The following is a 20,409-nucleotide window of genomic DNA, read 5'->3' on the forward strand; positions in this document are numbered from 1 at the left end:
CTATTTCCCTGTCTTACTCTTTCAGAAAATTCACATCCCTGTAGTATTTTCTCTGTACTTAGTTGTCTAACTCGTAAACATCTCCGTACTTTGCTTCAAAGTCTGCCTTGTTGTTTGGCACCTTCAGCTCGCCGGAAACAATCTTCTTCTTTATTTCTTCTACTTCTTTAACCACTGCAGGATCAATGTTCTCCGTACCGGGAGCAAGGTCTACACCTTCATCAGCCAAAGTATAGGTCTTTACACCGCCCTTGATGTTGCCTTCCACCAATTCCTTGCTTACATCAAATACCGCATTGTCTACTCTCTTCATAGCAGAGGTCAAAATGGTCTCAGGAGCGATAGAGCTCTGATCACTGTCTACACCGATAGCCCAGATTTTAGCTTCCTTACAAGCATCGATTACGCCCAGTCCGGTTCCGCCGGCTACCTGGAAAATAACATCAGCTCCATTGGTTACCATGTTGTTTGCTGCAGTCTTTCCTGCTGCAGTATCTGCAAAGGAGTTGGCATTGGCCTGTAAAACCTTAGCACTTGCATTGGCATCCAAAACACCTGCTGTATAGCCGTATCCGAACTGGTTCATCATGTCGGTTGCCATTCCCAAAACGATACCTACGGTATTCTTCTTAGTGGTCTTTCCTGCAACATATCCTGCAAGGTAAGAAACCTGTGCCTGCTCGAACATCAGGGAAGTAACATTGGAAACATCCGCTAAGGAAGCATCATCCACGATGGCAAACTTTACATCCGGGTTGGAAGCGGACTCTGCCTTTAAAGCATCTGCCAAAGCATAACCGATACAAATAATTAAATCATAGTCCTCATCCACAAAGGTCTCGATATTGGGCTTATAGTCCGCATCGGTCTTAGACTCCAGATACTTTGCCTCAATACCAAGCTCCTTCTGTGCTCTCTGTAATCCTTCCCAAGCAGACTGGTTGAAGGAACCGTCATTTACTCCTCCTACGTCGGTAACAATACCAACCTTCAGACCCTTGCCGGAAGAAGCATCCTTCTTTTCCGACTTGCTCTCCTCCACCTTCTCGGAACCGGCCTCTGTACCCTTCTCGGAACCCTGCTCGGTAGCCTTTGCACTTTCTTTCTTCTCTCCGCCGGAAGCACCGCAAGCCGCTAAGCTGAACGCCATGGTCAAAGCCAGGAATGCCGCAAAGATTCTTTTCTTCATTTCTCGTCCTCCTTAGATGAAGTCTTTTCTATTCGCCGTTTCCCTCCGAAGCCCTCGGCAAATAATAAAAGACTTGTCACATGTACTCTCCCATTATAGGGAAGAAAGAATACGGTGACAAGTCAGTTCCTTGCTTTATTTCATCTTCCTGTACGCAAAAGATTCCTGCCGAAATTCACACTTAAAAATAATGAATTTAATAACAAAAAATCAAGCTCTTTCTCCTGCAAAAGAAATATCGGATTTTATTCCGGAAAATGAGAAAGCAAAAACTCTAAAAATCCTTTCAGGTTCAGATTTCCTTCCCATAAACGTCCCAGAATATAATTTAGCAGACTAAAGCCCACGAAGCAGAATCCGAAAAACAGGAATAAGCTTAGGGCGAAAACGCTGTATAAAAAGCAGATTTTCAGCACCTTTCCGCTTTGGCCGTACTCTATTTTCAGGGCTGTATAATCCAACACAATGCCCAAGGGTATGCCCAAAAGAAACAGAAACAAAGAAAATAGGGGAAAGCCCAAAAGCAGGGAAAAGAAGGATAGACTTGCTAAAAGGTAGAGCGCCAATCTTCCCCTGGTAAAGAGATAAAACAAGGAGGAAAAGCTTCTTCCCTCTGAAAAAAACAGAACCAGGAAGAAGGGTAAGAGCAAAAAGCTTAAGGCATAGAGCAGGGAAAATTGAAGAGAAGCTGCCGGATTTCCGTTGGAAAGGTATAAGCCGATGAAAAACATCAGAAGCAAGCTGATAGTAAAAAGCAGAGAGGTACTTTTATGTCCTGTCTTTTCCTTCTCCTTCAGCATGGCCTCTTCCGGATCCGCCAAATACTCCCGGATTTCTCCCCGTAAAAGCTTCGGTGCCTGCAAAAATTCCTTGATTGCTCCGGAGGAAGGAAGAGCCGGAGAAAAGAAGGAGGAGCGAGCCTCCACAAAGACCGGAATCTCTCTTCTTTCGGAAGCTTCTTCGATAACAACGGTCTCCGATTCTTCTTCTAAATGAATCGATTTTTCCTCTTCCGAATCCCTCAAATTCTCCTGTTCTAAAGCTTCCTCTTCCGAATCCCTCTGTTTCTCTTGTTCTACAGCGTCCTGCTCTTGTTCCCCATACTCTTCCGAAGCTTCTAAAGGCGTCTTATCTTCTTTTACGCTCTGTTCCTCTAAGTTCGGTTCTCTTTTTCTCTCCTGCTCTTCCTGTAAAGCCTTTTCCAAAGCCGCAATCCTTGCCTCCAGAGCCTGCTCTCTTTCCTGCCTTTGCCGCTTTTTCTCCGCCTTCTTTTCCGCTTTTTTAGCTAAGCTTTTTTCATGCTTAGCTAAAACTGTTTTTCCTTCCTGCTTTTCTCCTTTTTTCTTCCCCATTACACTGAAAATCCCTTCTTCCGCTCTTTTCCTAATTTCTTCTGCCCCATATTGTAGCCTAGTTCTTTTGTCTTGGAAAGAGCTTCCTCCGCCTAATCCCGAATTCCCCATTCTTCTCTTGACTCAATTTTTCCGCTCAAAGGAATAGGGAATAGAAGATTAAGAAGCAAGTTTTCATTCCTTTCGCTTTCCAAACAGCAATTCATCCATTTCAACAAAAATGTGGATAAGTCCTTTGTACATTTTCCCAAAAATGGGATTTTAAGAGGACTTATCCACAAAAATTACACTTTTACACATTGCCAAGCTCTTTTTCTGCCTTTTTGCTTTCGATAAATTCAAAAAATCCGAAAAAAAAGTTACGATATTCTTACTTTCCCCATTCTATTTCTTTTAAGAGCGACTCTTAAGAAAGAAGATTCTGATAATTTCCCAGAAAGCTTTTCATTCTTTCCTGCTCTGAAGAAAAGACCTCCTCCGGACTTCCCTCGCAGATTACTTCTCCATCCGCCATAAAAAGGATGCGGTCGGAAATATCTCTGGCAAAGGTCATTTCATGGGTAACAATCACCATGGCCATCTTCTGTCCCTTTAGGGAGCGAATCACGGAAAGCACTTCTCCCGTAAGCTCCGGATCCAGTGCAGAGGTTGGCTCATCAAAAAATAAAATCTTCGGCTCTAAGGCCAGGGCTCTGGCAATGGCCACCCTTTGCTTTTGTCCACCGGAGAGGGAATAAGGATACTGCTCCGCCTTTTCCAAAAGCCCCATTTGAGAAAGCACTGCTTTCGCTTTCTCTTCCGCTTCTTCCTTTGTTTTTTTCTGCACGTGAATCAGGGGATCCATCACATTTTTCACAACCGTCCAATGGGGAAAAAGATTGAAGTTCTGAAACACCAGGCCGAAAAGCTTCTTGGCCTCTTCCTTTTCTTCCTTCGTTGCCTGTTTTTTCTGCCCTTCCGTCAACGAAAAAATCGCCTTTCCGTCGTAGAAAAGCTCTCCTCCCTCCGCCTTTTCCAGGAGGGTGGCAATGCGAAGCAATGTGGACTTTCCGGAGCCGGAGGGTCCGATGATGCTGAGCACCTCTCCCTCCTTACAGGACAGAGAAATTCCTTTCAGAATTTCCTCTCCTGAAAATGCCTTTCGGATATTTTTCATTTCTAAAATCGCCATTCCGCTCTCCTATTGATTCCTCAGATGGACACTCCCACATCTTCTTTTCCATCCAATTCTATTGATAATACGCCATCTTCTTTTCCATCTGTTCCATAATAAAAGCTACCACAAAATTGAAAATGTAGTAAAGCACTCCTGCCATAATCAAGGGGAACATGGAACTCTGGGAGGAAGACAGGGCCTTGGCCTGGGTAAACATTTCCATCACGGAAATGGAAAAGGCTAAAGAAGTATCCTTTACCAAAGAAATCACCTCATTGGTAATGGAAGGAAGAATCTTCTTCCAAACCTGGGGAAGGATAATACGGAAGAAACACTGCATTTTGCTGTAACCGAGGATTTCCGCCGCCTCATACTGCCCCGGGTCCATGGATTGAATTCCGGAACGATAGATTTCCGCAAAATATGCCGCATAATTCAGAATAAATCCGATATATACCGCTGTCATGCGGTAACCCGGATGGAGACTTACTTTGAAAATGTAATAGGGGCCGTAATACACCATAAAAAGCTGTAGCATTAAGGGTGTTCCCCGCATAAAGGAAATGTAGATTTTTATAATTCCCGATATCAAGGGGTTTTTATGCATTCTCCCAAAGGCCACCAAAAGACCTAAGGGCAAAGAAAAAAGGAGGGTTATGGCGAAGATTCCCAAACTCACAAGCAATCCTTCTCCCAGCTTCCACAGCACCACAGTCCACTCCATTTTTTCTCCCCTTTTCGTCTTTCTTTTTTCTCTACTACTCTATTGATTTAGTCTTATTCTACTGATTTAGTCTTATTCTACTGATTTAGTCTTTTTCTACTGATTTAGTCTTACTCACTTGGAAAATTCACTCTATTGCATTAGTGAATTTTCCTTACTATTTTCTTCAAGACGCACTTTTTTGCCGTCTTAAAAATTTGTCTTTCCTATTGTAAAATAAAACCTTCCGTTGTGCCAAACCATTTTTCATTGATTTTATCAATCACGCCTTCTTCCTTCATTTCCAAAAGAGTTTTCTTCACTTTATCTGCAAGTTCGGTGTTCCCCTTCTTGAAGCCGATGCCGTACTGCTCCTCCGTCAGACTTTCGGAAAGAACCTTAGCCTTCTTTTTAAAAGTCTTAATCTGATATTCCGCCACTACGGAATCCATACAAATGGCGTCACAGGCACCGGATTCCAAATCCATCATGGCATTCTGGTAGTCTCCCACCTCGGTGAGGCTGCCGAAGCTATCCTTTAAGCTCTTATTTTCCTCTCGATTTAATGCGGTAAGTCCGGTGGAATCCTTCTGCACCTCTACCGCCTTCCCCTTTAAATCGGATAGACTGCTGATATCGCTGTCCTCTCTTACCACAAAAACCTGCTTATTGGCTAAGTAAGGTCCCACAAAGGTATAGCTGTCCTCACGGCCTTCCATACCGAAGCCGTTCCAGATGCAATCAATGTTTCCGGAATTTAATTCTAAATCCTTGGCATCCCAGTTAATGGGCTTGGGCACAAAGGTCAAATCCAATCTCTTTGCCACTTCCTCCGCCAGTTCCAGGTCATAGCCGGTGTAGTTTCCATCCTCGCCTACAAAGCCCATGGGAGGGAATTCCTGGTCAAAGCCCACGGTGAAGCTTCCGTTGCTTCCCTCCACCTTGGCTTCTGCCTTTTCTCCTGCCTTCTCGGTACCGGCCTTCTCGCTGCCTGCCTGAGTACTGCCCTCTTCCTTGCTTCCGGAGCTACTTCCGGTAGTACTCTTTCCTCCGCAAGCCACCATTCCCAGTGCCAAAACTCCTGCAGTTGCCATCCATAAAAGATTTCTTCCAAACTTTTTCATACTCTTCTCCCTTTCCTTCTCTGTTTTTGCTTTGATTTGCTATCATGCTAATACGTTACTATGCTAAAGTATTTTTGTCAAGATTTCTTTAGAAGATATTACAGAGTTTCCGGCCATACGTCCTGGGCAAACGAGATATCCCACACTGGGAAAGTGGTACTCATTACGCATGAAAAAGGCCTGAAATCGGGAAACTTCCCTTTTTCAGACCTTTTTCCATAAAGCGAAATAAATTTCCGCTGCTGTCTATTACTCTTTTGCCTTGGTTTCGATGGTAGTCATTACAGAGCTTTCCTCTGTAGAAGCGATGGTCTCTTCCTTCTTCTTGGAATCCTCCTTAGCCTTGGAGGATTCTTTGCTTGCAGAAGACTCCTGCTCCTTTGCAGCCTCTGTCTCGGCTTCGCTTGCCTTGCTCTCCTTGCCCTTATCGCTGTCCTGCTCCATGATTACGGAAGGCTCTTCATTCTTTACGGTAACCTGAGACTCAACATATTCCATCACTTTATTACGGATAGCCGCTTCTTCTACCAGCTCCTTACCGTACTGCTCAATCAGCTTCACACGGTTAGTCTTTTCTCCGGTTAAGGAAGACTCCGCCTCAGCCAGCTCATCCAATAAAGCATCGGTTACCTTAATACCCTGATCGTCCGCCAGCTTTCGCATTAAGAAGAGCTGCTTTGCATAATCCTCCGCTTTGGCATAGGCATCCTCTTTATACTCTTTCACGGTCTTTCCGGACATGTTGATGATATCCGCAACGGACAAGCCGTAGCTCTTCATCTGTTTAAGAGTTGCATCTAAAAGGTAAGCCTTTGCATATTCCATAAGCTTCTCGGAGGGCTTAACGGTAGCTTTTTCACTAATCGCCTGAATTGCCTGATCCTGAATGTTGGAGTGGTAGTTAAAATCTTTTCTGGCCTGAAGCTGCTCACGAACCTGATCGCGATAGCTTTCTACGGTTTCCGCAGTAGTACCGTCATAGTTCTTTACCCATTCATCCGTTAAGGTAGCAGGACGCTTTACTTCATGAATCTTTACCGCAAATTCCGCAGCCTTACCGGCAAGCTCTTCATTGCCATAGCTCTCCGGGAAAGTAACCTTTACGGTAACATCCTCTCCGGCCTTCTTGCCAATCAGCTGATCCTCAAATCCGGGGATGAACTGTCCGGAGCCAAGCTTCAGATCCTGCTTCTCCGCTGTACCGCCGTCAAACTTCTTTCCGTCAATGGATCCGCTGTAGTCGATATTTACGGTATCTCCTTCCTTGGCTGCATCGTCTACCACGGTAGGATTCTGATCCAGGGTCTGCTGGATGGCATTGTCCACTTCTTCCTGGGTAACATTCTCCAAAGGTGCTACCGTAACGGTGATGCTCTTTAAATCCGGGAGAGTAATGCTTCCCATCTCGGAAAGCTTAGGCTCAGCAGGAACCTTCAGAGCTTCCAGCTCTTTAATCTCAGGACTGTCCTCGGTTAAGGTGGAGGAACTTACTTCACTTCCGGAAGCCTTCTCGGACTCCTTAGTCTCTGTCTTCTTGCCACAAGCTGCTGCCATAATCGCCATAGCCAGAATGGCTGCTGATGCAAATAATTTTCTTTTTCTCATAATACTCCTTAGTTTCTTGGAAAAATTCTTTCCCTGTTTTCGATATTTTAGCTTCCAATGAGTTTACTCTCTATTGAAAGCTAAAAATGCCTTGTAAGTATAATAAACATCCAGCTTTGCTGTCAATTCAAATGGCGCATGCATGGAAAGAACTGCTACTCCTAGGTCTACGGTATCCACATTCATATTACCCATATACATGGCAATGGTTCCTCCGCCGCCTTCGTCTACCTTACCAAGCTCTCCCACCTGCCAGCAAACCTTGGCATCTTCCATGTATCCGATAACCTTCTGCATAGTCTCTGCGGAAGCATCATTGGAATAGCCCTTTCCTCTGGAGCCTGTGTACTTGGTGAGAACCGGACCATGGTTAAAGAAACAGGAGTTCTGCTTCTCATATACATCCGCCCAGGTTGGGTCGTATGCTGCATTTACATCGGAAGAAAGACAAATGGAGTTTCTCAGGATATCCCGTACTCTCTCTCCCTCACACTCCGCCAAATCCTCTACAAAGTGGAGAAGAGCATCGGACTGCATTCCGGTATTTCCGGTAGAGCCGATTTCTTCCTTATCCACCAATGCGGTAAGAGAAGTAAATTCCGGAGTCTTACACTCCAGCTCCGCCATCAAAGCGGTATAAGCACAAACCTTATCATCCTGTCCGTAAGCACCTACCATGGAACGATCCAGTCCCACATCGCAAGCCTTCTGTGCAGGAACTAAGGTAAGCTCAGCCCGCATAAAGTCCTGCTCTACCATGCCGTACTGCTCATGAAGAATGGAAAGAATCTTCAGCTTAAAGGCTTCCTTTACTTCCTTGTCATCAACGGGGGTAGAGCCCAAAAGAATATTTAACTCCTCTCCCCGGATACCGTCGCTAAGCTTACGGTCGTCCTGCTTCTTGGAAAGGTGGGGAAGCAGGTCGGTAATCACCAGAATGGGATCTCCTTCCTTCTCTCCAAGGTCAAAATCCACATGCTTGCCATCCCGGAACATTACTCTTCCGTGAAGAGCCAGAGGAATGGTACTCCACTGGTACTTCTTGATTCCCCCATAATAGTGAGTCTTGAAATAAGAAAGCTCTTCCTGCTCATAAAGCGGATTGGGCTTTAAGTCGATTCTGGGAGAATCAATGTGGGCAATATTAAAATGAATTCCCTGATCCAAGGGCTTCTTTCCCATGGTTACCAGGAAAATGTTCTTGCCTCTGTTGATAAAGTACAGCTTATCTCCGGTCTTGTACTTCACCCCTCTTGCAAATTCCTTGTAGCCCGCCTTCTTCGCCAGCTCCTCGCTATACTTTACGCATTCTCTTTCAATCTTGGAATGGTCTAAGAAGGTCTTGTAGCCCTCCGCAAAGTCCATAGCCTTCTGCAAATCCTCCGGTCTTTCCTTCGCGATATGCTGAGGCTTAAAACACAACTTCTCTTCTAACTTCTGTCCCTCTGTCTTTCCCATAAAGACACCTCCTTCAATGCGTTTTTTAAGATTCTACTGTGTTCCTGTGTTGAAAATGTGAAAAAAAGCGGAGTTTCACCGCTTTTTTACTCTACTGTCTGTTTCGACTTAATGAATGAATCCTGCGCGGTTTAAAGGCCAATAGCAAATGTATACCTTAGCCAACATTTTCTCCCGCTTCACAAACTGGTTTTCTCCCCAGAAACGGGCATCCGCAGAATTGTTTCGGTTGTCTCCCATCATAAAATAGCAGCCCTCCGGAACGGTCACATCTACCTCCGGGAATTGATTGCCATCCACAATCATGGGCTCCGGTAAATAACTTTCCGTAATGGCTTTTCCATTGATGTATACGGTACCCACCGGCACTTTTCCGGAAGAAGACTGTACTGCCAGCTTCTTAATCATGTCGGCATCCACCTCTCCGGTCTTCTTTACTTCCACATGGTCTCCCGGCATACCGATGACTCTCTTTACATAGTAAATAACCTGGTTTCTCTTATCCTCCCGGCCGTCATAGGGGCAGACTCCCTTATCGTTTTCCCGGTAAATCTGATGGTCGTTTCGGCATTGATAGCCATACAAAAAAATGGCCACATCCCCTCTTTCCACTTGGCCGAAACGGTAATGAAGCCGGGAACCGAAAACGCGGCTCCCCGCCATAATGGTGTTTTCCATAGATCCGGTGGGAATGGTGGAATTGGCAATCACATAATTGTTCAGTAAAAATGCGGCAATTCCCGCCACCAAAAGAATCTTCACCCACTCAAAAAGCTCTCCCAAAAAGCTTTGGGGCTTCTTCCGACTGCTCTTTTTTTGCTCTTCCTGCATAGCTTCTCCCTTTTTCTTATTAAAAAATCGTTCTCTTAAGAAGACTTTTCCTCGTTCTGCTGCTCTTGTCTTCTTGCGGTCATATACCGGTGCTCTTCCTCCAGCTCCTTATACAGCTGCAAAAGACTCCAATCCCTATTATGCTCCGTTTCCATACATTTTAAATCCACCCGGATTCCCAGCTTCTTTAAATCCGTCAAAAAGTCTCCCACCTCCTTGGGGGAAAATCCGATGAATTTCAAAAGCTCCGCATCCTCCGGCAGACTCAGTATTTCCTCTTCCGGTGCAGACAGCAGCCGAATCTTTCGGATGATGGCCACACCCCGGACCTTATTTACTTTATCGACATCTTTTCGATGGATATAGAGTATCTTTTTCTCCATTTCCTCTCCTTCCCGGTATTTTCATTCGCTTTATTTTAATTAGTAAAAATCTTGTCTTCTATCCTAGTTACGTTCTTGTCTTACCTCTTCCATAAACGCCGTAATTTCCTGTAAAAGAATCGGGCGTGCCTCTTCATTCAAGACTTCATGCCGTAATTTGGGGAAAATATGAAGTTTAAGCTTGGGATTTCCCAGTTGCTTTAGCATAGCATAAAGACTTGCCGGACCCTTGCCGTATTCTCCCACCGGATCCGCACCACCGGAAAAAATAAAGCAGGGAATATCCTTCAGCTTTTTGATTTCCGCATATTCATTAACCCTTACCAAAGCAGCCAAGAGGTCGGCATAGGCTCCCAGGGTAAAGCCCACTGCCAAAGGATCCCGACCATTTGCCTGACTCACCTCTTCCTTAGTGCAAATCCAAGCTGATAGGCTCTTGGGATTCGGAATATGTCTGTTGAAATACTTCGCTAGTAGAATGCTTTCCTTTAGCGCATCATCCTTAGCTCCTCGAAGCTTCTTTTGAACAGCAATGTAGCCCTGCACCGGAAGCAGTATGGGGCTTCCCCCTGCCGTTCCGGAAAGCAGTAAGCCCTTTAAGTCCGCTCCATAGCTTGCCGCATAATCTCTTGCCAGGAAGGACCCCATGGAATGGCCAAAGAGAAATACAGGCAGATTCGGAAACCATTTCTTGATCTGCAAGAGGCTTCTGTGAATGTCATGAATCATACTTTCCCAGCCGGAGCTGTCCCCAAAGTAGCCGGGGATATTGGCACTTTTTCCATGCCCCTGCATATCCATACCGCAAACCACATAGCCCTGCTTCGCCATATACTCAAAAAGGTAACGATATTTTCCGATATGCCCCTGCATCCCGTGGAGCACAAAAAGAATCCCTTTCTTTTCAAGACTTTCCTCCTGCCACAGAACATTATAAATTTTCCCAAGCCCGTTGCTGGCTTCCCTTTTCCACTCTCTTCTTTCCATCCTTCTCCTTTTGCTTTCTATCGGCCTTCCCAAAAGCTTCATATCGACCTTCACGAAAACCTCCTATCAGGATTTTCAATATTCCCCATAATATCATGCTTTCCGCAGGAGATACAAGAAAAGAGCATCTTATCTCTTTACAAATTTTATAATTTTTTCTAAGGAAGAAAGGGGCTGTAATAAAATGGAAAAGGATAAATAAGTTTTGGAGGCATAGGTCTAGTTGGGGGCACGCTCTCGCTAACCTCGCCTCCTAGCAGTACTAACTTCAAGCATCGCCTTGCTCGCTTTCAGTAAGTACTGAGGGGCTCAGATTACCCCCTTTTAGACCTATGCCACCAAAACTTGCACCAAAATCCGATTTTATTACAGCCCCTTTCTTCCTTTTCCTCTTCTCCCTGTTCTTTTTTCTTCCTTTATGATATATTTAAAAGGTTGCATTTGTTATATTTTTTAAGACTAATGAAAGGAGGGTTCATGCTGATTTGTCCGATATGTGATTCTACCTTAGTGAATCGCTTTTGCCCGGTTTGCAAAAAGATCGTGAAAAATCCCTGGGTTTTGGATGACCGGGTGTTTATCAATCGTTCCCATTCTCTTCCGGACGATTTCTGTGAATATCATGGAAATGGGCGAAAAATCACCTTGCTGAATAAAGTGGATCACAAAGGTTCCTCGGTGATTTCTGCAAAGCAAAATCCCTTAAAGCAAAAGCACGATCCCAGTCAATCTCAAATGGTGGATACGGTTATGAAGAAAACAAATGATCCGCCGAAACCAACATTTTCCTATAATAAAAAGAAAGGATAAAGAATATGCCATTTATTGTTTTTTTGGTTGTTGTAATTGTGCTGATCAGCACCACCATTCGTATCGTATCGGAGGCCTGTGCCATGGTTGTAGAGCGTCTTGGACGCTTTCATACCGTATGGCGTCCGGGTATTCACTTCCTGATTCCCTTTGCGGATCGTATCGCCAAGAGAATTAACTTAAAGGAGCAGGTAGCGGACTTCCCGCCCCAGCCGGTTATTACCAAAGATAATGTTACCATGCGAATCGACTCCGTTGTCTTCTTCGTCATCACCGATCCTAAGCTTTATGCCTACGGTGTGGAGAATCCCATCGCAGCCATTGAAAACTTAACCGCAACTACCCTTCGTAACATCATCGGTTCCATGGACTTGGATACCACTTTAACTTCCCGTGATGAAATCAACACCCAGATGCGTTCTCTTTTGGATGTGGCTACCGATCCTTGGGGTATCAAGGTGAACCGTGTAGAGTTAAAGAACATTCTTCCTCCTGAGGCTATCCGCGAGGCCATGGAGAAGCAGATGAAGGCGGAGCGTGAGAAGAGAGAGGCTATTACTCTAGCAGAGGGTAAAAAAGAAGCCGCAATTCAAACTGCACAGGGTAACAAGGAGGCTGCAATCCTGAATGCAGAAGCGGACAAGAAGAAGACCATCCTTGCCGCAGAAGCCCAGAAGGAAAAAGAAATTCAAGAGGCTGAAGGTCGTGCCCAGGCGATTTTGAATGTGCAAAGAGCGGAGGCGGAAGGTATTCGCCTTTTGAAGGAAGCCGGTGCAGATGATGCGGTACTTCGCATTCGTAGCTTAGAAGCCTTTGTCAAGGTATCCGAAGGAAAGGCTACCAAGATTATTATTCCTTCCGACATCCAGAATATGGCCGGCTTGTTAAGCAGTTTGAAGGAAACCCTCGTTTCTCCCTCCACTCCGGTGACTGACTCCGATTCGGGGAACAGCTCTACTCCGGCAGCTGAAAGTAGCTCTACCTCTGATGCTCCTAAAGAGGTAAATGGAAATGAGGAAGCATGATAAAAATCATCTTCTTTGATATCGACGGCACTCTTCGTCCCTTTGAAACCGGAATCATTCCGGAGGATAGCAAGGCTGCCGTCAGAAGAGTGCAGGAGGCAGGAGTGCTTTGTGCCATTGCCACCGGAAGGCACTGGGTGGAAATCTATAATGAAGGCTTGGTGGAGGATATGTATTTCGATGCCTTTGTCACTTTAGACGGAGGCTATGACTACATCCTGCATCCGGAAAAGGCAAGACCTGTTTTTCAAAAGCAGGGAGCCAAAAAACCGAAGGATTACCACTTTCTGATTGATGAGGCAGGGCTTCCCCTGCCTTACTTTGACCCCAAAAACGGAGAGGTACTTTTACAAGAAGCCATCCACGGAGAAATGGTGGAAAATGTCCTTGCTATGGCGGAAGAAGAAAGCTTCCCTATTCTGTTTTTGGAAGAGAGACGGCTCTACGCCAACTTTGTAAATGACGCCTTGCTGCATTGTCTTTCGGAAATCAAATCCGGAATTCCTCCCATCCTTCCTTTGTCAGAAGCCAGGAAAAATCCTCTTTTTATGCTGATTCCGGTGCTTAATGAAACACAAGTGAAAGAGCTGGAAAGAAGAATTCCGGACTGCCATTTGGTTCGCTGGTCCGACGGTCTATCCTTTGACGTGACCAAAAGAAATATTTCCAAGGTTTCAGGCATAGAAGCTATTTGTAAGGCTTTAGGCATTCAAAGAGAAGAATGTGCCGCCATCGGAGACGGCTGGAATGATGTGGAAATGCTCTCCCATGTGGGAATGGGTATCGCCATGGGCAACGCCAAAGAAGAATGTAAGGCTGTAGCAAACTACATCACCACCCCAATCCTGGAAGGCGGCCTACCCCAGGCAGTGGACTACATCCTTGAATATAACGAAACGCAGAAGAAGTGATCTTTTCAAAGCGAATATCCATCAGCTTTCGCGCAGTATAGCTTGTATTAAGGGAGACACACTTGCCTCCCCACCTACACGCTAAGCATAAATTTTAAAAGAAATACAGAAGAAGTGATCTTAGCAAGGCGAGTATCCATCAGCTTTCGAGCAGTATAGCTTGTAATAAGGGGCAATCTGAGCCCGCGGGTTCTTGGCTTTTGTTTTTTAAAAGCTTAGAACCCCTGCGAGGCGAGGTTAGCGGGAGCGTGCCCCTGTTACAAGCTATACTGCGCGAAAGCGATTTCGGATAATGCTTACCATTCATCACTTCCTCTGCGTTTCTTTTTTTTTTGCTTTGCTCTGCCTTAGCCTTTTCAGCCACCTCCTTCTTTTTCTTCTCCTCTTTTTCCTTTTTCTTTTCTTCTTTTTTGATAAAAGCGGATTCTTTATCAATCTTTCCCAGAGAAATCATAAAGTCGGAACGTTTTTCCAGTTCTTTTTTTACATGCTTTAATCCGTATTCTTCTATAAGGGTTGGGGTTGTGGAAAATAAATTTCTGCCCAGTCCCAGCTTATCTCCCGGAATTTCTACCCCCATGGCTGCCAAAGTGGTGGGGAAGTCGTCAAAGGTACTGTATTCCCGATATTTCTTTTCTTCCACGGTGGGAACGGCATTGAGATAGGTGGTGAAAACCTTTCTTTGATAGCTTTTTTCCACACCATTACAGAAATCGTGATCCATGGTGGGGTGATCCCCGGAAATGACTATGGTTGTATTTTCATAAAAAGGCTGCTGCTGTACCCAGTGAACAAAGTTGGATACCTGCCGGGATGTACATTGGTACACATCCGCATACTGATTTTTCGGGTGCTTTCTTTCGCAAAGTCTGCACACATAACCATCCGGAAAATGAGTATCCACTGTAAGCAAGGTCAGATTAAAGGGTTGTTCCGCCTTCCCCATATTTTCCAATTCTTCCTTCGCGTACAGAAAAAGCTTCTCATCCTCAAAGCCCCAGTTCACCCAATAGTTTCTGGGAAATTTGCCTTTTCTCTTCCAATAGGAAAAATCCTCCACGGCTACGTTTCCATGATCCTCCATGAAAAGCTCTCTTCCGCCAAAATAGCCTACAGAGCCTAAGAGGAATTTTTGATTGTAGCCTTCCTCTTCCAGAATATCGCCCAGGGCGGTTACAGAAGGGAAAAAATGCTTTTGGCTATCCATGGAATTTTGCTCAATGGAGATTTTCAAAGGAAGACCGGTGCTCTCTCCGAAAATCGCTCCCATGGTCCAGGTGGCTCCGGGAAGGGCAATGCCCCCATTCCTTTTTTCTCCCTCTCCGGCAAAGTCCTCTCCCTCTTCGCCCAAAGCCATCAATTCGGGCAGAAGATTTTCCGGAAAATCTCCGCCGTGCTCCTTGTCCATAAAGGTAAGCTCCGTGGATTCCATGTAAATATAGATAAGATTTCTTTTCTTCTCCGGAAATTTCAAGTCCACATTTTTTGGATCCACATAATGCTCTTCAATAAACTTGGAGGATTGAAATTGGGAGCTTAAAAAGGAACCAAGAGATATCCCGTCCCAAGCTTCTGCAATGGTCACTGCCACAAAGAAAATGCTGAAAAAACCGCATAGAGGCAGGAAGGCCTTCTTGATTTTGGGAAGGAAAATTCGTATCTTTTGCTTTTGGTAGAAAAAATAATAAAATACAGAGAGGGATAGCCATAAAAGAATGGCCGGGGCCAAGGCTGTGGTAATAAAAAGCTGTACCAGATGTCCGTTGGCTCCACCCATAGGAGCGAAAACATGAAAGAGAATCTCATCTACCGTAAGCTCTTCCCAGTTGCTGACCAAAAAAAGATAGGACAAGCGAAACAGGCAGCATAATCCCAGCAGAAATAATAAAAGATAGGGAAGGAGCACTTTCCCTATTGATTTTTTGTTGTCCTTATTTTGTTCCATGAAATATTCACCTTCTCACGCAGGAAGCAAATAATCTTCTTGCTGTATAGTATTCTTTTGCCGATAGAATTGTTATCCGACAATATAATATTTCTCTATGCGTATAAAAGCTTTTGTCCAGAAATAAAAATACAACTTTTCCCTATTTAGCACAAGGGTATAGCATAAAGCCGCGAATCAAAAAGAGAGTCATCGGGAAAAATTTGAATATGGGCTATAAAAAAGTCGAAAATATGGATCCATTAGAGAAAATAAAAAAATAGAACGACCTCGAAAACCGAAAGTCGCTCCATTTTTATAGTAAGAGAAAAATCTCCGAAAAATTTTATTCTTCATCTTCTCTATTCCGTACATAAACCGGTGCCTTCTTGGGAGAAAGATGCAAGATCTCTCTGAATCTGGCAAAGGCATCCACCGCATTTTGCCAAGACTCCTGCAGGGCTACGGTCTTGTCGGATAAAGTCAATAAATAGGCTATCTTGCTGTTGGGAATACGGGTAGAAAGAGGGAACATATGGGTTAAAATCGCTCTCTTCTCTGTCTCCGTTAAAGCAAAATTCTGTGCTTCGGAGTTCTCCACCGCATCCTCCGGATGATAAAAGCAGTACCAACGTCCGTTATGGGTGGTACCGTCATCCTTATGATAGTCAATCATACAAAAATCATGAAGGAAACCGATTCTGGCAGCGCTGTCTGCATCCATGCCCCAGCTTTTTGCCAAATGATACGCCATATAAGCTACTCGAACACTATGGTCGAAGGTATTTGTACTTCCATGCCGAGGCACCGCCTTTAACTTACAATATTCCTTATTTTCCGTAATTTCTTTAAACTGCTGAATAAATTCAAGCTGTTCTTTCTTTAAATCCATCTGTTCCCTTTCTATCTATTTAAAATTAAGAAACGTTATTACTATACTCTTTCCCCCATGCTACTGCAATACTCTTTCGAGAATTTTAAAAAAAGAGTAGGAAATCTACACCCCATATTTCGGCGCGGAAGCGGAGATGCATAAGGCTTCTCTTCTTACTCCCTTCTCTGCAAATATCATAAATGACTTTCCCTCTTTGCACCGCTTTCCACAAAAAGAATATCATTCTTCTCTTCGTCTCTCCGTTTTCTACAAATATCCATCAGGACTTTCTACAATGAAAAATAGAGAAATACAAAGTTCTCTTAGAGCTTTTCCCGTACTTATGATAAAATAGCTTTGGTCTATTTAGAAAAACTCTCCTATTTTTATAGGAAGAGTCTGGAAAAAATCACTGATTCAGGAGAAAGAGAGGGTACATTATGAAGTGGAGAGAGCTCATTAAAGAACGGAGTTCCATCCGTAGCTATAAGGATAAGAAGGTAGATGAAAAGTTGCTGGAGCAGGTACGGCAGTATATGAAGGAGCTGTCTCCCCTTATTCCGGAGCAGAAGACTGAGATTCTTTTACTGGGAAAGGAAGCCGGTCCTCGTTTGGAAGGCATCGTAGGCTATATGGGAAATGCTTTTTTTGCCCCTAACTATATCTTACTTTTAGGAGAGGACAGCGAAGAAGGCTACATCCATGTAGGCTATCTGGCTGCACAGTTGGAGTTGAAGCTTACAGAACTGAAGTTAAATACCTGCTTTTTATCGATTAACGAAGCAAAGGCGGTAAAAACCGCTTTAAATATTAGTTCTCCCCTTACGGTTACCACCTGCATTAGCTTTGGACACGGTAATCCGGAGAAGGACAGCAATCGTATCGATATTAAGTCCAGATCCGATGTACGCATGGAGAAAATCAAAGGACATATTGCACCTAAGATAGCCATGGTTGAACTGGTTTCCCAGTCTGTTTTCGGACAGAGCTGTGATTTTGCCGAGGATGCCATGGATCCGAACTGGGAAAAGGCCTTTTATGCCTCAAGTCTTGCACCGGCTGCATTGAATCGCCAGACCTATCGTTTCTTAATAGAGGACAATATGCTCTATCTTCTGGATCGGGAGGTTAAGCATATCACCAGGGAAGATCGGTATTTAAATGACGGTATCGTTATGTTTTACTTCCATACCGTTCTTACCGCCCACTTCCATAAGCCGGATAGCTGGACCGTAGGCACCGTAGAGAAGAAGCCTGAGTGGAAGGTTCCGGAGGAATATTTCGTAGTGGGAACATACCGCTTGTTCTAAATCGCTCAGACTTGAAAGCGCTGCACTTCGCTTGCGCTGGAGTTACGAATCGCAACTCAACTTTGCTTGCACTGGAGTTATAAGTCACAACTTAATTTTGCTTGCACTGGAGTTATAAGTCACAACTTAATTTTGCTTGCACTGAAGTTATAAGTCACAACTTAACTTTGCTTGCACTAATTATGAGTCGCGGCTTAACTTCTCTTTTTCTATAGTCCTTTCTCTAAAAAGCTTTTATAATAGAGCTATCTGTATATATGTCTTTAATAGAAAGGAAGCTCCTATGGAAAAAGAGATTCAGATTGTTCGGGAAAATATTCGTAAGGCATGTGAAAGGTCCGGAAGAAAGCCGGAGGAGGTACTGCTCATAGGGGTTTCCAAAACAAAACCCTACGCTGCTGTGCAGGAAGCCTATAGCTATGGTATTCGGGACTTTGGAGAGAACAAGGTACAGGAAATTCGGGATAAGTTTGCTCTCTTGCAGGAGGACGCCCTTTTACAAAAGGAAGCTCCTTCTTTTCATATGATTGGTTCTCTCCAAAAGAACAAGGTAAAATATCTTCCCGGGAAGGTAAAGATGATTCATTCTATTGACTCCCTTCCTTTGGCTTTAGAGGTGGAAAAGGAATACGCCAAGAAAGAGGAAATTGCCTCCGTTTTATTGGAAGTCAATGTGGCCAGGGAGGAAAGTAAGTCCGGCTTCTTTTTAGAAGAGGTGGAGCAGGCTTTGGAGGAATGTAAATCCCTCCCCCATGTCAAGCTCTGCGGTTTGATGACCGTTGCTCCCTTTACGGCGAATCCGGAGGAGAACCGGGTTCATTTTCGGGCATTAAAAAATCTCTTAACAAATATGCAAAAAAAATTCCCCGCCCTTCCCCTTAAGGAACTTTCCATGGGGATGAGCGGAGATTATGAAGTAGCCGTCGAAGAAGGGGCTACCATGGTTCGTGTCGGCTCCTTTATTTTTGGGGCACGGGACTATGGAAACGCCCATAAGTCCTAAGCAAGTCCGAAATCACAGCCTTCTTTTCTTCGTTAAAAGCATTTTCCGGAAGACGCCACTGCCAGTTTCCTTCCGCAGTTCCCGGCGCATTGATTCTTCCCTCTGCTCCGCATTCCAGATAATCTCCTGCAGGAATTATGCATAAATAGGAAATGCTGGAAAGGGCAGTCTTAATCAAAAGCTCTGTCATTGCATTCCAGTCATTTTGGGAGCGGGAAAGGTAATGGTATACATTGCTCCTCTCCCAATCTGACAGGGTTTCAAACCAGTTTCTCAAGGTATCGTTATCATGAGTTCCGGTATAATACACGGAATTACTATCCTTTAACATATGGGGCAGGTAGACATTTTCAAAGTCGGAAAATGCAAACTGCAAAATCTTCATGCCGGGAAAACCGGTTTTTGCAATCAGCTCTTCCACTTCCTTGGTGATTACTCCCAGGTCTTCTGCAATAATCGGCAGTTCTTCCTTCTGAAAATGCTTCTGAATCGCCTGAAAAAGACCAAAGCCCGGTCCTTCTCTCCACTCTCCCACCATGGCGGTTTCCGCACCATACTCTACCGCATAATAGGACTCGAAGCCACGGAAATGATCTACTCGCAGCAGGTCAAATTGATTCAAGCAATATTCCATCCGCTTACACCACCAGGCGTAGCCTTCCGCCTTGTGCTTCTCCCAGTCGTACAAAGGATTTCCCCAGAGCTGTCCGGTCTCGGAAAAGGCATCGGGTGGAACACCTGCCACGGAAGAGGGGTATCCGGTTTCATCAAACTGGAACAAAGCTCGATTTCCCCAGGCATCCGCACTGTCCATGGCGCAGTAAATGGGAATATCTCCAAAAATCAAGACATCCTTCTCATGGGCATAGGCTAAAAGAGCCTGCCACTGCCTGTCATACTGCATTTGCAAAAAGGCATAATAGCCTACCTCCTGCTTATGCTCCTCCAAAAACTTCTCTATAGTGGCCTGATCCTTATCCCGATAGGGCTTTTCAAAGGAAAGCCAGGGGATACCGTTGAAAAAGTCCTTTAAGGCCATAAAAAGGCAGTAATCAAAATTTTCCTTAGTTCTTCCCGCCAAAAGCTCAGAAAGATTTCCCCCCTTGGAAAGCCAGTTTTCATAGGCCTTTCGGAGGATTTTGTGCTTTAGCTCATATAATAATCCATAGGAAATCTTCTCTTTGGATTCCTTAAAGCGTTCCTTTTCCAGATCCGCCTCTTCCAACAGACCTTCCTCTTTCAGCATTTCCAAATCAATAAAGTACGGATTTCCCGCAAAGGCGGAAAAGGACTGGTAGGGGGAGTCCCCGTAACCTGTAGGCCCCATGGGAAGAATCTGCCAAACCCGGTTTCCCGTCTCCGCCAAAAAGTCTACAAATGCTCTGGCTTCCTTTCCCATGGTTCCGATTCCCTCTTCTCCCGATAAGGAAAATAAGGGAAGTAATACCCCTGCTTCTCTGTTTTTCATTTATTTTTTCTCCTTTCAAAGGACTTAATGCTTTGCAGTAATAAATGCTCTATTTTATTTCGGCGTTATTATACAGTATATATCTAAAAAAGCTGAGTTTGTTTTCTCTGCTAGTTTCCCCTGTAACAAAACAAAATTGCATTTAAATTTTTTTCACTTTACATGGAACTATGGAATCTGTCAAATAAAATGAGATTGATAGGCTTTTCTTTTTCGCCGATATACCTTTACAAGACTGCATAGGGGATTTTAAAAAGTATAAAACGGAAAAAGCTTCTCAAATCAATTTTGAGGAC

18 protein-coding genes are annotated in these 20,409 nt (G+C 44.4%); 5 read left to right on the forward strand and 13 right to left on the reverse strand.

Going from position 1 to position 20,409, the window contains the following annotated elements; all coding sequences use genetic code 11:
* Positions 1–58 precede the first annotated feature (58 nt).
* The 10 genes from RYL27_RS01010 to RYL27_RS01055 form a co-directional block, all read right to left on the reverse strand.
* The gene (locus RYL27_RS01010) at positions 59–1,189 is read right to left on the reverse strand and encodes a BMP family ABC transporter substrate-binding protein (protein ID WP_314964588.1); all 1,131 of its coding nucleotides are present in this window, start codon (positions 1,187–1,189) and stop codon (positions 59–61) included.
* 245 nt (positions 1,190–1,434) lie between these two features.
* The gene (locus RYL27_RS01015; protein WP_314964591.1) at positions 1,435–2,541 is read right to left on the reverse strand and encodes a cell envelope integrity protein TolA; all 1,107 of its coding nucleotides are present in this window, start codon (positions 2,539–2,541) and stop codon (positions 1,435–1,437) included.
* A 406-nt stretch (positions 2,542–2,947) separates the two neighbouring features.
* The gene (locus tag RYL27_RS01020) at positions 2,948–3,712 is read right to left on the reverse strand and encodes an amino acid ABC transporter ATP-binding protein (RefSeq protein WP_314346253.1); all 765 of its coding nucleotides are present in this window, start codon (positions 3,710–3,712) and stop codon (positions 2,948–2,950) included.
* 58 nt (positions 3,713–3,770) lie between these two features.
* Positions 3,771–4,421: an amino acid ABC transporter permease gene (locus RYL27_RS01025; RefSeq protein WP_314964594.1), complete on the reverse strand. Its 651-nt coding sequence runs from the start codon at positions 4,419–4,421 to the stop codon at positions 3,771–3,773.
* 206 nt (positions 4,422–4,627) lie between these two features.
* Positions 4,628–5,524 (reverse strand): amino acid ABC transporter substrate-binding protein, encoded by an 897-nt coding sequence (locus RYL27_RS01030; protein ID WP_314964597.1) that lies wholly within the window; start codon positions 5,522–5,524, stop codon positions 4,628–4,630.
* A 249-nt stretch (positions 5,525–5,773) separates the two neighbouring features.
* Positions 5,774–7,129: a trigger factor gene (tig, locus tag RYL27_RS01035; RefSeq protein WP_314964600.1), complete on the reverse strand. Its 1,356-nt coding sequence runs from the start codon at positions 7,127–7,129 to the stop codon at positions 5,774–5,776.
* Positions 7,130–7,192: 63 nt separating this feature from the next.
* Positions 7,193–8,587 (reverse strand): aminopeptidase, encoded by a 1,395-nt coding sequence (locus RYL27_RS01040; protein ID WP_314964603.1) that lies wholly within the window; start codon positions 8,585–8,587, stop codon positions 7,193–7,195.
* A 108-nt stretch (positions 8,588–8,695) separates the two neighbouring features.
* Positions 8,696–9,418 (reverse strand): signal peptidase I, encoded by a 723-nt coding sequence (gene lepB, locus RYL27_RS01045; protein ID WP_314964606.1) that lies wholly within the window; start codon positions 9,416–9,418, stop codon positions 8,696–8,698.
* Between the two features lie 35 nt (positions 9,419–9,453).
* Positions 9,454–9,801 (reverse strand): DUF3783 domain-containing protein, encoded by a 348-nt coding sequence (locus RYL27_RS01050; RefSeq protein WP_304070602.1) that lies wholly within the window; start codon positions 9,799–9,801, stop codon positions 9,454–9,456.
* Positions 9,802–9,864: 63 nt separating this feature from the next.
* Positions 9,865–10,842, reverse strand: coding sequence for an alpha/beta fold hydrolase (locus RYL27_RS01055; protein ID WP_314964611.1), 978 nt, complete (start codon positions 10,840–10,842; stop codon positions 9,865–9,867).
* Between the two features lie 423 nt (positions 10,843–11,265).
* Here RYL27_RS01055 and RYL27_RS01060 point away from each other — a divergent pair, with 423 nt between their 5' ends.
* The 3 genes from RYL27_RS01060 to RYL27_RS01070 are packed head-to-tail and all read left to right on the forward strand — an operon-like array spanning position 11,266 to position 13,534.
* A complete protein-coding gene (locus RYL27_RS01060; protein ID WP_314346291.1) occupies positions 11,266–11,598 on the forward strand; it encodes a hypothetical protein in 333 nt (110 codons plus the stop codon).
* Positions 11,599–11,603: 5 nt separating this feature from the next.
* Positions 11,604–12,623, forward strand: a complete 1,020-nt coding sequence (locus tag RYL27_RS01065) for an SPFH domain-containing protein (RefSeq protein ID WP_007158288.1) — start codon at positions 11,604–11,606, stop codon at positions 12,621–12,623.
* Positions 12,620–13,534, forward strand: coding sequence for an HAD hydrolase family protein (locus tag RYL27_RS01070; RefSeq protein WP_314964616.1), 915 nt, complete (start codon positions 12,620–12,622; stop codon positions 13,532–13,534). Before RYL27_RS01065 ends, RYL27_RS01070 begins: the two co-directional genes overlap by 4 nt.
* Positions 13,535–13,673: 139 nt before the next feature.
* Here the strand turns inward: RYL27_RS01070 and RYL27_RS01075 are convergent, their stop codons facing one another.
* Entirely contained in the window at positions 13,674–15,479 is a 1,806-nt protein-coding gene (locus RYL27_RS01075) for a sulfatase-like hydrolase/transferase (protein WP_314964618.1), read from the reverse strand.
* Between the two features lie 325 nt (positions 15,480–15,804).
* Complete coding sequence (locus tag RYL27_RS01080; protein ID WP_314964620.1) at positions 15,805–16,350, reverse strand: HD domain-containing protein; 546 nt, start codon at positions 16,348–16,350, stop codon at positions 15,805–15,807.
* A gap of 422 nt (positions 16,351–16,772) precedes the next feature.
* On the opposite strand from RYL27_RS01080, the gene RYL27_RS01085 reads away from it, so the two are divergent.
* The gene (locus RYL27_RS01085; RefSeq protein WP_314964622.1) at positions 16,773–17,642 is read left to right on the forward strand and encodes a nitroreductase family protein; all 870 of its coding nucleotides are present in this window, start codon (positions 16,773–16,775) and stop codon (positions 17,640–17,642) included.
* Positions 17,643–17,925: 283 nt separating this feature from the next.
* Positions 17,926–18,645 carry a YggS family pyridoxal phosphate-dependent enzyme gene (locus RYL27_RS01090; protein ID WP_314964624.1) on the forward strand — a complete coding sequence of 240 codons (720 nt, stop codon included), beginning with the start codon at positions 17,926–17,928 and terminating at the stop codon, positions 18,643–18,645.
* Here the strand turns inward: RYL27_RS01090 and malQ are convergent.
* Positions 18,602–20,113 carry a 4-alpha-glucanotransferase gene (gene malQ / locus RYL27_RS01095; protein ID WP_314964625.1) on the reverse strand — a complete coding sequence of 504 codons (1,512 nt, stop codon included), beginning with the start codon at positions 20,111–20,113 and terminating at the stop codon, positions 18,602–18,604. The genes RYL27_RS01090 and malQ overlap by 44 nt on opposite strands.
* Between the last annotated feature and the right edge of the window lie 296 nt (positions 20,114–20,409).

Origin of the sequence: Oribacterium sinus, from assembly GCF_963537195.1 — a bacterium.
GTDB classification, from domain to species: Bacteria; Bacillota; Clostridia; order Lachnospirales; family Lachnospiraceae; genus Oribacterium; species Oribacterium sinus_A.

Excerpts from the sequence above, each read along its gene's own strand:
- tig (WP_314964600.1), bottom strand. The coding sequence starts at position 7,129 with ATGAGAAAAAGAAAATTATTTGCATCAGCAGCCATTCTGGCTATGGCG.
- RYL27_RS01015 (WP_314964591.1), bottom strand. The coding sequence starts at position 2,541 with ATGGGGAAGAAAAAAGGAGAAAAGCAGGAAGGAAAAACAGTTTTAGCT.
- RYL27_RS01060 (WP_314346291.1), top strand. The coding sequence starts at position 11,266 with ATGCTGATTTGTCCGATATGTGATTCTACCTTAGTGAATCGCTTTTGC.
- RYL27_RS01085 (WP_314964622.1), top strand. The coding sequence starts at position 16,773 with ATGAAGTGGAGAGAGCTCATTAAAGAACGGAGTTCCATCCGTAGCTAT.
- RYL27_RS01090 (WP_314964624.1), top strand. The coding sequence starts at position 17,926 with ATGGAAAAAGAGATTCAGATTGTTCGGGAAAATATTCGTAAGGCATGT.
- RYL27_RS01010 (WP_314964588.1), bottom strand. The coding sequence starts at position 1,189 with ATGAAGAAAAGAATCTTTGCGGCATTCCTGGCTTTGACCATGGCGTTC.
- RYL27_RS01070 (WP_314964616.1), top strand. The coding sequence starts at position 12,620 with ATGATAAAAATCATCTTCTTTGATATCGACGGCACTCTTCGTCCCTTT.
- RYL27_RS01025 (WP_314964594.1), bottom strand. The coding sequence starts at position 4,421 with ATGGAGTGGACTGTGGTGCTGTGGAAGCTGGGAGAAGGATTGCTTGTG.
- lepB (WP_314964606.1), bottom strand. The coding sequence starts at position 9,418 with ATGCAGGAAGAGCAAAAAAAGAGCAGTCGGAAGAAGCCCCAAAGCTTT.
- RYL27_RS01030 (WP_314964597.1), bottom strand. The coding sequence starts at position 5,524 with ATGAAAAAGTTTGGAAGAAATCTTTTATGGATGGCAACTGCAGGAGTT.
- RYL27_RS01020 (WP_314346253.1), bottom strand. The coding sequence starts at position 3,712 with ATGGCGATTTTAGAAATGAAAAATATCCGAAAGGCATTTTCAGGAGAG.
- RYL27_RS01075 (WP_314964618.1), bottom strand. The coding sequence starts at position 15,479 with ATGGAACAAAATAAGGACAACAAAAAATCAATAGGGAAAGTGCTCCTT.
- malQ (WP_314964625.1), bottom strand. The coding sequence starts at position 20,113 with ATGAAAAACAGAGAAGCAGGGGTATTACTTCCCTTATTTTCCTTATCG.
- RYL27_RS01050 (WP_304070602.1), bottom strand. The coding sequence starts at position 9,801 with ATGGAGAAAAAGATACTCTATATCCATCGAAAAGATGTCGATAAAGTA.
- RYL27_RS01040 (WP_314964603.1), bottom strand. The coding sequence starts at position 8,587 with ATGGGAAAGACAGAGGGACAGAAGTTAGAAGAGAAGTTGTGTTTTAAG.
- RYL27_RS01080 (WP_314964620.1), bottom strand. The coding sequence starts at position 16,350 with ATGGATTTAAAGAAAGAACAGCTTGAATTTATTCAGCAGTTTAAAGAA.
- RYL27_RS01065 (WP_007158288.1), top strand. The coding sequence starts at position 11,604 with ATGCCATTTATTGTTTTTTTGGTTGTTGTAATTGTGCTGATCAGCACC.